Origin of the sequence: Leptospira tipperaryensis (assembly GCF_001729245.1) — a bacterium.
GTDB classification, from domain to species: Bacteria; Spirochaetota; Leptospiria; order Leptospirales; family Leptospiraceae; genus Leptospira; species Leptospira tipperaryensis.
The window spans coordinates 914,250-927,553 of sequence record NZ_CP015217.1; the positions used below are offsets into that span (position 1 = coordinate 914,250).

General features: G+C 41.5%; 10 protein-coding genes and 1 pseudogene. 8 read left to right on the forward strand and 3 right to left on the reverse strand.

The genetic code is table 11. The features are described from left to right. The first annotated feature begins 30 nt into the window (after positions 1–30). Both A0128_RS04335 and A0128_RS04340 read left to right on the forward strand, forming a co-directional pair. Entirely contained in the window at positions 31–1,116 is a 1,086-nt protein-coding gene (locus A0128_RS04335; protein ID WP_069606391.1) for an AraC family transcriptional regulator, read from the forward strand. A 261-nt stretch (positions 1,117–1,377) separates the two neighbouring features. Beyond that, on the forward strand, positions 1,378–1,833 hold the full coding sequence (locus A0128_RS04340; protein ID WP_069609111.1) for a PaaI family thioesterase: 456 nt from the start codon (positions 1,378–1,380) through the stop codon (positions 1,831–1,833). Between the two features lie 107 nt (positions 1,834–1,940). On the opposite strand, the gene A0128_RS04345 is transcribed toward A0128_RS04340, so the two are convergent. Together A0128_RS04345 and A0128_RS04350 are read right to left on the reverse strand one after the other, a co-directional pair. Next, positions 1,941–3,122 (reverse strand): Lcl C-terminal domain-containing protein, encoded by a 1,182-nt coding sequence (locus A0128_RS04345; protein ID WP_069606392.1) that lies wholly within the window; start codon positions 3,120–3,122, stop codon positions 1,941–1,943. A 498-nt stretch (positions 3,123–3,620) separates the two neighbouring features. Further along, positions 3,621–4,817, reverse strand: a complete 1,197-nt coding sequence (locus A0128_RS04350; protein WP_069606393.1) for a helix-turn-helix domain-containing protein — start codon at positions 4,815–4,817, stop codon at positions 3,621–3,623. Between the two features lie 1,319 nt (positions 4,818–6,136). On the opposite strand from A0128_RS04350, the gene A0128_RS04360 reads away from it, so the two are divergent. From A0128_RS04360 to A0128_RS04385, 4 genes are all read left to right on the forward strand, one after another. After that, positions 6,137–6,580, forward strand: a complete 444-nt coding sequence (locus A0128_RS04360) for a host attachment protein (RefSeq protein ID WP_069606395.1) — start codon at positions 6,137–6,139, stop codon at positions 6,578–6,580. Between the two features lie 322 nt (positions 6,581–6,902). Beyond that, the gene (locus A0128_RS04370) at positions 6,903–8,450 is read left to right on the forward strand and encodes a glycerol kinase 5 (protein ID WP_069606397.1); all 1,548 of its coding nucleotides are present in this window, start codon (positions 6,903–6,905) and stop codon (positions 8,448–8,450) included. 368 nt (positions 8,451–8,818) lie between these two features. Next, positions 8,819–9,067: an HD domain-containing protein gene (locus tag A0128_RS04380; protein WP_069606399.1), complete on the forward strand. Its 249-nt coding sequence runs from the start codon at positions 8,819–8,821 to the stop codon at positions 9,065–9,067. A 1-nt stretch (position 9,068) separates the two neighbouring features. Beyond that, positions 9,069–9,428 carry a hypothetical protein gene (locus tag A0128_RS04385; RefSeq protein WP_069606400.1) on the forward strand — a complete coding sequence of 120 codons (360 nt, stop codon included), beginning with the start codon at positions 9,069–9,071 and terminating at the stop codon, positions 9,426–9,428. A gap of 3 nt (positions 9,429–9,431) precedes the next feature. Here the strand turns inward: A0128_RS04385 and A0128_RS04390 are convergent. Continuing rightward, a pseudogene (locus A0128_RS04390) lies at positions 9,432–9,949 on the reverse strand (hypothetical protein). 12 nt (positions 9,950–9,961) lie between these two features. Here A0128_RS04390 and A0128_RS04395 point away from each other — a divergent pair. Both A0128_RS04395 and A0128_RS04400 read left to right on the forward strand, forming a co-directional pair. Further along, positions 9,962–11,209, forward strand: a complete 1,248-nt coding sequence (locus tag A0128_RS04395; RefSeq protein ID WP_069606401.1) for an alpha/beta hydrolase — start codon at positions 9,962–9,964, stop codon at positions 11,207–11,209. 196 nt (positions 11,210–11,405) lie between these two features. Continuing rightward, entirely contained in the window at positions 11,406–13,268 is a 1,863-nt protein-coding gene (locus tag A0128_RS04400) for a SpoIIE family protein phosphatase (protein WP_069606402.1), read from the forward strand. The last annotated feature ends 36 nt before the right edge of the window (positions 13,269–13,304 follow it).

Consider the following 13,304-nt stretch of genomic DNA (forward strand, 5'->3'; position numbering starts at 1 on the left):
GGGTGGAACCCGTTTTTTAAGGAGAAAAAGATGAATCTGGATTTCGGATCCTTTGTCATCGTAGGAGGGTTGGTTCAATCGATTCTTCTATCCTTATTTTTCTTTCGTCTGAAACAAAAAGGAAGCGATAGTCGATATCTTGGTTGGGCCTTTCTTCATCTTTCCGTATTATTTTTAATCGGCTTGGGATTTCATACGGGTTGGGCTTTGGAGTTCCCTCATCTTTCGAGAGTGGGATTTCCGATGGGGGCGCTCGCGGCTCCACTCTTCGCGATCGCTCTACAAAAATATTTCGGATATCCGAAAGATAAAATCTGGACTCGCTTTTCTTTCTTTGTTCCGTTTCTTATTCTTTTGTATTCGATTCCTCATTATCTCTTAGGCCCTGAAGAAAAATTAAAATACATTTTGGAAGATAGAATCGCTCCTCACGCAGAATGTATTCGGATGAGTTTGGTTACCCTTCTTTCCAACATTCTAATCTTTGGAAGAATCTACGTTCGTCTCGGGGAACTTGGCAAAGAATTTCCAGCCTCGGTCTTTAGGGAAATTTTTGTCTTTCGAAGATTTGTGATTCTTTGCATTGGACTTCTTTTGATTTCGTTTTTTCTCTTTCTCATCGATTCCAGGTTTCGAGCGGAAACCGTATCCAACGCCGCGCTTTCTTTTTGGGTGATAGGATTTGCCTGGTTTCGAGTCTACGCGGAAAGTTCCGAGACCGAGAGTTTGAGTCCGGAAGAAAGAGAAGAATCCAAATACAAGAAATCATTGTTAAGCGAAGAGACGGTTCGGGGAATCGGAGAAAAAATTTTTAAAATTCTCAATTCTAAAGAATCCTATCTGGATCCTGAGTTTGATCTGGGAAGTTTAGCAAAGGAGATCGGCATTTCCACACACACCGTATCCCAAGTGATCGGAAGATACTTTCAAAAAAGTTTTCTGGAACTCTGCAGAGAATATCGAATTCGAAAGGCGCAGGAACTTTTAAAAAAAACGGATCACCCAGTTTTACGAGTGGGTTTAGACGCGGGCTTCAATTCGAAGACGAGTTTTTTACGGGCCTTCAAAGAAGAAGAAGGAATGACTCCGAGCGAATACAGAGAAAAGTTTCAATGATTTATTTTCGGCCAAACAATCTCCTCTGAAAAATTCCTAACAAAAGAGGACTTAAAACCCGTTTCCAAGTGAAAGGCGGAGATTTTTTTTATGAGCCGAATTCTTTCGAAGCTATTATTAATTTTATATTCAAACTATAAAAAGAAAAGAATCATCTCGAGAGGTGAAAACTTTTGAAAAACATTCCTGATTTTGATTCCACATTTCTTGTTTCAAAAAAAGAATTTTCTTCTGAGAGTAAGTTTATTTTATCAGAAGCTTATGTCAGAAATAACAAATCAAAATTCAACGGAACACTATCGAAAACTGGAGAACATGTATCACGGCGCTCCGGTCAATGTTTATTTTAAACCCTTGCTTACGATCGGAAAGGGCACGGCGGAACTCAAGATAGAAATCAGAGAAGATTTTTTTCACGCGGCCGGTGCCACACACGGGGTCGTTTATTTCAAAGCGGCGGATGACGCGGCTTTTTTTGCGGCCAATTCTCTCGTAAAAGGAAACTTCGTTCTTACTTCGACATTTCACCTAACACTGCTTAGACCGATTCAGTCCGGAGTCTTAACCGCGAAAGGATCCGTGATTCAAAACGCGACTCATCAGATCATCGCGGAATCGATTCTCGTCGACGAAAAGGGAAGAGAAATCGGAAGAGGAATCGGCAACTTTGCAAAGAGTACGATTCCCTTGACGCCCGAGATCGGATATAAACTGTAAAAAGAATTTTATAGATTCCTTTTTCGGAAGTAGAAATGTATCGCAATTTTAAAACTTCCTATCGATTTGAAATCTTTTGCTTCGCTTCGCTTCGCTTCGGTTTGCTGTCAGTTCGCAACACAACGGATGTCGATAATACTCTGTTTGTCTTGAGTAGCAACTCTACCATTGAGAAACCAGACTATCATTCCGCCGGATGGAAGGTTGGAATAAGTAGTCGAACTCCAATACAACCCAATTGTCGTATTGGGAAAGGAAGCGGAAATACTGGGGGAATTCGCAGAATAATCGACAATACTTTGAAGCTCGTTGACGCTCGGTAATCTCCAGTCGTTTCTTCCCGCGAAATTGATTCCATTCAACGCGCCGCAGGCTCCGATGGCGCCGTTTAGATCGTTGGTAACAGAAACACCGGCGCAGGTAGTAGGAGCTAGACCATTGGAACATTTTTGCCAGATGAGTCCCGTATTCTGATCCGTAATCGAACCGTTTCCGTTATCCACAAATGCAAAAGCAGGCGTTGTGTTTCCGGCCACACAACGAATATTCAAAGCCGTTGCTTTTGAAGTGGGGATAACTTTATTTCCTACGACGTCGCTAAAGCTGACGGTCCAAATATTTGCGACGTTTCCTGAATCCGGGGAATTCGTCATATAATTGATCCCCGCAAACGTATTCGGAAACGAAGCTATATCGATTTGAGGAGCATTGGAATAATGGAGAAGAGAAGCCAATTCTTTTACCGTGGGCAATCTCCAGTCGGTTCTACCGGCGTAACCATTTCCTCCGTTCTGGGTATTTAAGGCTCCACAGCTTCCCGCCGGCGCAGGGGCCGATGTTGCCGTCGTCCATGTAAGCTGGGTCGGTGCGCCCGTTGCACAAGTTGGCCCCGATTGACCTTCCGGACAACTTTTCCAAGTCAGTCCGTGAAATTGATCCAAGGTTGTATAATCGTTTGGATAGACGCAGTGTTGTGTGGGGACAGAGAAAGACCTTGCATTGGGAATATTATTAAAGGCTCCGTCCAATCCGGTTCCTAAACAGGCAACACCTGTTCCGACCGTATTCCAGCAGCTTGTCTGTCCCGTATCGACAATACCTCCCGGATTGAAGACGAAAGCCGGTCCAGGACAAACGATGGGACTTGGATTGGAACTTCCTCCGTTATTAGAAGAATTTAATTTTGATATGTATTGAAGCATCCCGTACGGCGGATCCGGTTTTTCCGGCGGACGTACACAAAAATATTGTGTGAAGGCGATCAGAACAAAAATCATAATTTGAAACATAAAAAACCTCGATGCGGATGAACGATTCTGGATTCTTAAAAAGTTTTATAAGTTTTTTTTAAGAATTCTTTGAATATTCTCGAATGCTTATGAATTACATTCTTGTGAAGTCATATTTGCAGAATGAAGTGTTCAGGTTATATTATGAAATTCTGTTATGGAGAATGTGAAAAGGCCTTGGAGACGCGTTGTTTAGATTGCAAAGCAAAGTATAATTCTTACTTTTGAATCTTTGGATAACAAAGGATGAGGAGTCTTCACTGGATTCTTTGCATTGAGAATGGAACGAGACACTTTTCTTTTTATCTAAGATTCTTTTTTTGAAAATCGGGAAGCAAAGAATGTTGTAAGGTTCGAAGAGGAAATTAAAACCGGTGAATTTTAGAAAACAAATCGATCTGAACCTTAGAAAAATTCAGATCGATTGTTGATTTCTTCCGTCCGGATCTTGGAAATGGGACAGGTTTCTTCTTAAAAACTAAATTTTACAAAACAAGCTCAAACTTGAGCTTGTAATTCAAGATTCTGGATCGGTCTTTCTATTTGAATCAGTCGCTGCCTCAGTTCTTTCGGAGATTTTTCTTCAAATTTTATGCAGGCCCTGCGAAAGGAAGAAGGAGAATTGAAACCGCAGGCCAGGGCGATTTCTAAAAGATTCATATTCTGATTCATTACAATCATTTCCTTCGCGGTTTCCAATCGATGGTAATTGAGAAAATCGGAAAAACTCAATTTCTTATATTGATTCAAATAATAAGAAGCTTGGTGAACGGAAAGCCCTACGTAAGCCGAAAAATCCGGTAAACGAATTTCCTCGTCTAAGAATTCTCGATTTAAAACAAAACGATTGATTTTTGCGTCGATGATGTCAACGTCCAGACCTTCTATTAAATTTCTGGAATTCGTCGGATTGAGACTTTGTGCTTCTTGTTTTTCGAATTCGGAATCCGATTCTAATTTTAATCCGTTCGAAAGATCGCTGAGATGATTTTTTTTCCAGAAGTCCGGAAAATTGTATTCGAGTATAAAAAAGTAAATCACGAAAAAACCGGGTACGGCAACGGAGATAAGAATTAAATTCGATATTCCGGTCCAAAGGCCGATCGTATGGCTAATGATCGCTAGAGCGACTGCGAAATTTTGGATCGGATAATTGTAATAGATTCGTTTCATACGATTCTTTCTGATATAGGAAAAAATCCAGACGCCAGAAACAATCTGTAGTAAAAATATCAAAGTTTTTCCAAGATAAATGAGAGAATGCAAATTTTCCATGAAGGATGATAAAATCAAGATCGTAGGAAAACTGAAAAAAGCCCAAAGACTATAACGAAGCGGATCCCGCAACCATCCGACTACGTTCATTACGTAGAATGTAGAGGAAAGGCTGGCGCAGATGGCAAATCCAAAAAAGTACGAATAAAAAATTCGATGTTCATTTTTGAGTAAGGTCCCGATCGGTAGGGTAATGTAGGAGAAAGCTCTTCCTTGACCTAAAATCCAGAAGAAGACGCTTAATAAAAAGATTCCTCGGACTAAATTCAATCGATCCAATTTTGCCTTATATATACCGGAAACCCCTGTCAAAAGACTAATTACAATACTAGCCGTGTAAAAATATTCTAAATATTGATTTATCCCGTTGTCTAAGGAACTTAGATAATTTAGTAAATCCAAATCTGGAAAAAAACCCATCGCAATCACCACTCCTGTTCTTTTCTTTCGCTTTCTTTTGCTCCTAAGAATACGGACGCAGAGAAAACGTTTTCTTCATCACTCTTTTTTAAAAAGAAAAAGACCCTTTTTAAAAATCAAAACCTACAAAGATCAAAATTCATTCTTCTTATTTTTATTTTAGAATGGAATCCTAAGATCTTAGATTTCTTTGATAAACTTACAAGTAATCCGAGGAAAAATCCTTTCAGTATATAAACTGAAGAACGATTCTGAATCACGTTATTCTTCTCTTTCTGTGAATGTCTTTCGCATATGAGATTTTAGAGTCACAAATTGTTAAGCGAAGTGAAGTCCGTTGCAAAGAAGTCCAGAAATCGATGTATTTATGTCAAAGATAAGAAGAAGTTGAATTCAATTCTTATGAGATCCGTAAAAAGTATGAGTTCCTACTTTTTCGTTTCTACTGGATTTCTAAGCAAATATCCCTTTTTTACAGGTCTTTTTTCAGCGCTTTCCGGTAAAATATTTTTCCCCTTTTTACTGGAGTCTTCCTTGGAATTCCACTGGGAAATCAATAAAAAAATTCCTGTCTGAATGACATGTATTTCCAAAGGATTAAGGCTGATCTCCGATTTAGATATCGATTTATTTCTATAACTTGTTCTATGAAATATTTTTCAATTTTGGAATTCTTGGAAAGAATTCTATATTATAGATTAAGAATGTAGTTTAAGGCGAAACCCTCTACAGGAGTCGTGAGTGATTTTCTATCGTTCTTCTCAAATCGAAATCACGTCTCGGATTTATTCTTTTAGTAATGGCCGATTCTTTCTCTAAACTTGAACGTTTGTTATACAATGCCGACTTCGTTTTTTAAAAATGGAAAAAGGGATTGAACTTTCTCATCAATTCGTATAGAACAAATTCACTTTATTACTCGTCTCGCGGCTTTTTGCTATCTCGTAAGTTTTCTTTTTAACGGCTTTATTTTGTTTGAAATGATTTTGAGTGATCTGAGGGAGTTTTTGAGATAGGTTTTGCTGTGAAGAAGATTGATGTCGCTCATCTTTGCTTCGCAAAGAACCAACGCCTTGCTTCGCGGCTTTTGGCTATCTCGTGGTTTTCCTTTTTAACGGCTTTATTTTGTTTGAAATGATTTTGAGTGATTTGAGGAAGTTTTTGAGATAGTTTTTGTCGTGAGGAAGATTGACGTCGCTCATCTTTGCTTCGCAAAGAGCCAACATTGTGCTGAACGACCCATAGGGAGTGAGGCACTGAGTTTCGCTTCGCGGCTTTTGGCTATCTCGCTCCCTATGGGTCGCTCGATAGGAGATTGTATGAAAAACAAATGGGTTGTGGTCGCAAATCGATCCGAAGCGAAAATCTATGAATACAAAGGTTCACGCAACGGTCTTGAGCTTTTGGAAAGCATCGAAAATCCAAAAGGAAGAATGAAAAATAGCGAGCTGATTCTCCAGGCTTCCGGTCCCGGTAAAAGCGCGAAAGCACAGAGGGTTGCCTTTGATACCGAATCCGTCCAAGAGCCAAAGCGGCGAGTCGCTGAAACCTTCGCGAGTCAGATTTCCGATAGAATTTCTCAAGGAAGAAAGTCCAATCGTTTCCTCAGTCTTGTCCTTGTTTCCGAACCTCGTTTTCTTGGGATGCTCATGGATAAATTGGATCGCCAATCTCAATCCATGATCTTTCACAAGATGGCGAAGGACCTCGCGACTTCTGATAATCGGAGAATTCTTTCGCATCTGAGAGGAATCTTAGTTTAGGATTTTTTTTTATCCTTGGAATCTGATTTCGATCTTAAGAATGGAAGATTCGATTCTTAAGATCGATCGAATTTGAGTCTCCGCGATTTATAAGTTTCCGATTCGTTTTTTGAAGCTTCTTCCTCTTATTTGTCTGCGAATTCTTTTTTTTGAGTTCGAAATCCTTGTTCTTTGTTCTCCTATTTTCGCAAAAAACATAGACAGAATCTTCTCCTTTCGATTATCTATTTTTTTGATTTCGTTTTATCTTCTCGAATTCTTCTTTTGCGAGAAAGATACGGATTCTTCTTTTTTATCCAGCAAGAATATTTCGGAGAATTGAATGACCAATCCAAAGGGAAAATACGTCCTTTCCATCGACAGCGGAGGAAGCGGGATTCGAGCGTTTTTACTCGATCGCAAAGGAAAAATTGTCGAAAGACAATATGAAAAGACTCCTCCGAATATTCCGGCCCCGGGCGCTCTCGAACACGATCCGGAAGTTCTCTGGAAGGCGCTTCTTTCGCTTCTGAAGAAAATTCAAAAGAAAAAAGAACTCGCAAAGGAAATCGCAGTATTAGGAATTTGTAATCAACGAGGTTCTTTTCTTCTCTGGGAAAAATCTTCCGGAAAACCTCTCACACCTCTGATCAGTTGGGCCGATGTCCGTTCTTATAAAACCGCCGATACGATGAATCAGAATTTTGTCTGGCGTTTGATTCGAATCGTATCGACCGTGATTGGAAATCTTACCAATCATCCGATGATGATCGCGACTTCCATGCTCAAGTTCACCACCGATCACGCAACCTGCAGATTAAAATGGGTTTTAGACGAGAATCCGGAACTCAAGAAAAGGTGTAAAAAAGGGGAGGTCCTTTTCGGAACCCTGGACACTTGGTTTATCTATAAACTCACCGGCGGCAAGAATCACCTAACGGATTCGTCTAACGCGGTTGCTACGGGAATGTTCAATCCATTTCAGTTGATTTGGAACAAGCCGATCTTTTCTATTTTTGGAATTCCCGCGAATCTCTTTCCGGAAGTGAAAGACAGCAACGGAGATTTTGGTCACAGTCTTCCCGAGTTTCTCGGCGGAAACTCCGTTCCGATCCGCGCTTCGATCGGAGATCAGATGGCTGCGCTTTTCGGTCAGTGTTGTTTTGAACCGGGAGAAGTAAAAATTTCTCAAGGTTCGGGAGCCTTTGTGGATATCAACATCGGACCCAAGGCTAAACTTTCCAAAAGAGGACTCTTTCCTATGATCGCTTGGAGGCTCAACGGACAAACAACTTATATGCTCGAAGGTTTTGTTGCAACCGCCGGAACTCTCATCGATTGGCTTGGAAAGGGAATCGGACTTTCCGATACGCCCAAGGTTTTGAACGAACTCGCGGCGCAAGCCGAAGACACGGAAGGTGTTGTTTTTATTCCTTATCCTACGGGCGCTCGTTTTCCTTATTTTAATCCGAGAGCAAAGGCCTCGATCAGCGGACTTTCACTTGCGACTCATAGACGTCATATCGCAAGAGCCGTCTTGGAAGGAATCGCTTTGAGTCTCTTTGAAGTTTTAGAAGGAATTCAAAAAGATACAAAGGTAAAGATCAAGGAAATCAAAGTCGACGGTGGAGTTTCTCAATCCGATATTCTTCTTCAATGTCTTGCAGACTTTTCTAATATGAGAGTCAACCGCGCTCCGGAACCGGATATGACCGCGACGGGCGCCGCGTATCTCGCGGGTCTTTCGATCGGATTTTGGAAAGATACGGAAGAACTCAAGTCCTTACAAAAAGGATATAAGACCTTTGAACCAAAAATGGATCCGGAAAAACGAACTCAAAAGTTAAAACGTTGGAAGAAGGCGGTCGCGGCTACGCTTGCGATCGAGTAGCTCTTCGATTCGATTGCTTTGAGTAAGATGCATCGTTTATCACGACTTCATCTACGAAGTTTCTTCCCAGGAGAATGAAGAAAAAAGCTTCGCTCTTTGCGAGACAATAACCTTACCGGCGAATTGTGAGGAACTGCGACGAGAATCATACTACAAGAAAGGATTTTGTAGGAGTTCCTACATCGGAATTTTTTCTTGCAAAATTAGAATTCTGTGATAGAGGAAAAGTCACCCGATTTTTTCCACCACCCGCCCCACCACCCGAAATTTGGGCGGGGCGCGCGACTTTTACGGAAGGGAGTCGGAGTTCCGACAGATTTTCGTCCCATTCGGACAACTTGTGAGTAAGGTTATGCTCTTGCGAGGACTTGGATACAAATCTATTCTTAGATGCGGACTTATCGATTCTTGGAGAAGAATGGGATTTGTATTCCGGCTATTGTAAGAATATTAGAAAAGAATATTCCATTTACTCCGATTCCGATTACAGAGTCGGTCGTGGTAAAGTTTTGAAATACTTTATAGACATGGATCGAATTTACAAAACGGATTATTTTTTCGAAAGATATGAAAAGCGGGCAAAGGAGAATCTGAGAACGGAACTAAAGAATCTCTGAAATGGGCATTTTCGATTTTATATTCAAAAAATTGAATCTGTTAAAATATCCGGAAGAGGAATTTACAGTTATCATTACCGACGAATTGGTAAGAGTGGAACATCCGAAAAGAAAAACGGAACAGATTTTATGGAAGGAAATCGACGAGATTCGGTTGATCAACACGGACGCCGGGCCGGTCGAACCGGATATTTGGCTGGCTTTGATCGGTAAGGATAGTGGGTGTTTGATTCCGAGCGGTTGCGAAGGTTATGACCGAGTCTATGATATCGTTTCCACGTATAAAAACTTCGACTTTGCAAACGTCATTCAATCGATGATTACAACCGAGAATGCGGAATTTCTTCTCTGGAAAAAGTGATTTCTATTGAGCGAAACGAATCGAACTGATGACGGTTGTGAGTTCGCTCACTAAATATTCTGCGGGCACCTCATCGCTGTTATACGTAAGGAGAATCATTCTCTTTTTATTGGCGATCATATAGACCATCCAAAATCTATCCTCTTTGACGAACTCGCAAGCCATGATCTTGCTTCCTTCTTCGTTTTCAAAGTCCGCGACCTTGTCGTCTTCGAAGTCGATTTCGTGGGTTTTCAGATATCTTTCTAATTCTTCTTTGAGAATATAACTTCCCACTTTGTTTTCAAACGCGTAGACTTGAAGGGCGCCGCTTCCGTTTTCTTCAAAAAACGCGGGAATTCCTTCGATGACCATTTGCACCCAGTGTGCGGGGACCACCATAGAATACCAGCCGTTCGGCGATTTGTAGAGTTTATATTCGGGACCTTGAGACATGAAGAACTCGGATGGATTCTACCAGGATCTTTTCTTGGAATTTTCGGGCAAGCAGCTTCTAATCCTTGACATTTCGGAATTTCGATTATTTTTAACCTGTGCTCGCGATCTTAAAGAATCGTAGAAGTCCTTTCTACTTAGCCACCACTTTTCTCATCTTGTTATTATTCGCACTTCTTGCTTCCACGCTCGCTTTTATCTTTACCGGAATTTTGATCTTAATTCTTCTCATCCATCCTTTGCTTTTGAATTGGATCGGTAAGTTGTATGGACAAGAAGATATCGCCGACGAAGTCCATTTTGCAAAAACGAAAGACGGATGGAACTTGGCGCTTCACAGACATATCCCTCCGCAACCAAACCCTCAACTCGCGCCCGTTCTTGTGGTGCATGGAATCGCGACGAATAAGTATGTAGTCGATCTCGACAGAAGACATTCTCTTCCTTATTATCTAAAACTCAGAGGTTACGAAGTTTTTGCGGTTTCTCTCCGAGGTTGTGGAAGATCGTATCACGAAAGTCCGACTCGTTACGAAGACTTTACGTTTGACGATATCGTAAAATACGACGTTCCCGCGATGATCGATAAAGTGAAAAAGATCACGGGAGCCGATCGTATCTCCTACGTGGGTCATTCGATGGGAGCGATGATTCTTTATTCTCATTTTTGTATCTCCGAACCTAAGGATACAAAAGATATCGGAGCCTTTGTTTCTTTGGGAGGACCGGGAAACTTAAATCATATCGGAATTACTTTGCTTGGTCTTCTTTCTCGATTTCCTCGCGCGAGGAAAATGTTGGATCTTAAATTCGGAGCTTCGATCCTCGCGCCCATCGCGGGAGAAGTTTATACTCCGATCGATGAAATTCTTTATAACCCGAAGGTGACTTCTTCCAAAACCGTAAAGAAGATCATGAAGAATGCGATCGAAAACATAAGCGACGGTGTGACCGAACAATTTATGCGTTGGATCGAGACTAAGGAAATGCATTCTCTCAACGGTTTTTACGATTACGTTCATCTTCAGAAAAAGATCAACGTGCCTTCTTTATTTATCGCGGGAGAGAAGGACGTGATCGCGACTCCGGACTCGGTTCGTTCCGTCTTTGAAAACGCAGGTTCCAAAAAGAAAGAATTTAGAGTGATCTCCAAGGCGAACGGATCTTCGGACGATTACGGGCACGCTTGTCTCGTAATGGGAGATCGGGCAGACGACGACGTCTTTCAATACGTAGAATCTTTTCTTCATAAATACGGAACCCGCGCCCGGCCGGGTTTTGCAAATAAGATCAAGGAAGGCTTTCTTTCCGTCTTTTCTAAAATCCGCAAACCTTTCGTTTCCTAATTCTGCTGTACTTTTAGATAAAGTGAATTATGTCATGCTCATTTAGTAAGCATATTTCCGTCGTAGGTCTTTTTAATATTCTTTATTTATAAAAAGAAGGCAGATTTTCCCCACTTTTAGCCTGGTACGTTTCTTGCAGAAGAAATGCAAAGAGAAGCGAATTCAAGGAGTGAATCCTTTCCTTGGAGTGCGGGATATGATAGAACTAAAATTTGGTCAACGTAAGGTAGTCAGTTTTCGGGGGAACCACAAGGTAGTCGGTGGTTTGACCGAAAAAAATAAAATCGATATTCTCCTTTATATCAGCAAGGAGTTTGCATCGGTTGATAAGCACGACGAACTCTACAATTCGGTAACAAACATTTGTAAGGACATCTTTGAATGTGATAACACTACTTTAAGAATCTGGAAGGACGGACTTTTAGTGCCCGTACGTTATCTTCGGGAAACCACACCTCCTCGGAGAAGCGTTACCGAGAAGGAAGGTTATTCCGGTCATACGTTCAAAACGAAAACGTCTCTTCTCGTTCAGAATCTCGAGTATCATCCCGAATATATCGACGAAGGAGAATCTACTCTCTCCGTTATGTGCGTTCCTATTCTTTATAAGGACGAGGTTTTAGGAACGATCGCCGTCGAATCGGAACACAGCTTTTTTTACATCGAAGACGATATCGAAATCTTGGAAGCTTTGGCTTCTCAGTTGGCGCTCGCTCTTACGTCCGTTCGTTTGATCGAAGGTCTTATCGAGGCCAATCAGAGAGAAGCGGGAATTCTCAAACAACTCGAGTTTGATATGAGGATGGGCCGAAACGTCCAGAGTCAGATCATCAACACGAACATCGCACCTTGGAACGGAATTCATTTCGGAACGTATTACGAACCGATGACCGAAGTTTCGGGGGACTATTTCGACGTTGTGCGACACGGCAATGCGGTTACGGTGATCATCGCGGACGTTTCCGGTCACGGGATTCCCGCGGCGCTCGTAACGATGTCGATTCATTATCAATTTAGAAGATGTACTTCTCTCGGTCTCGGACTTACAGAAATTCTTACGGAGCTTGGAGAATCGATTCGTCCTCAACTTCCGGAGGGAACTTACTTCACCGCGTTTATCCTAAGAATCTACGGAGACTATTCATATTCTTATGTGAATGGGGCCCATCAAAAGTTGATTCATTTTAGAAACGATACGGGCGTGATCGACGAGCTCGATTCGAACGGAGTTCCTATGGGAATTTTCGAAGTCAGCCGTAGTAACTTCGAAGAAAAACACGGACGTATCAACCCGGGAGACATTCTCATTCTTACTTCCGACGGGATCGTGGAACAAAAAAATCCGGAACGCCAAGAACTCGGTAACGCTCGATTTTTGGATTGGGTGAGACAGGAAAAACAAACCCTCGAAGAACAAAGGGATCGTATCTACGTGGGCGATCTCGTGGATTCTCTCATTTCAAGATTTAAGAGATACAAGGGAGAAGCGAGAAACGGAGACGATATCTCGATCATGGCTCTTCAGTGTAATCCGCTTCTCAACAAAGCAAAATCGATGATGAACGTCGCAAAGACCGCGGCCCGCGAGAAAAACGATTCTCTGGCTTACGATAAGGCTCTGGACGTTTATTCTTTGGATGACTCGATCAAGGACAGTCTTCTTCTTCTCGGAAGAATGTATTACAGAGATCGTAATTTTCCAAAGGCGATTCAGTTCTTGGATAAGTTTGTTAAAACTTCCGGTGAGGATTCGGCTTATATTCACTATTTAATCGGAAGAGCTTATTACGAAACGGAGAATATTCAAGAATCGAAACGTTCTCTCAAACGTTCTCTCGCGATCGATCACACGTATTCAAAAGCGAGTCTTCGTTTGGCGAGATGTTATCTGAAAGATAATCAAAGTCCGAAAGCGATCAAGGTTCTTCAACAAGGAATCAAGAGCGCGCCGACTAACGAGTATCTTAAGATTTCTCTCAAGAAGTTGGAAGACCTTATGCGGAAAAAAGAAGATCCTTCTCTTTCCGGAGAGGATGACGATACAAAGCTGGCTGTTTGACTGGAATGATTTGAATAAAAAAAGGAGATAAGTTAT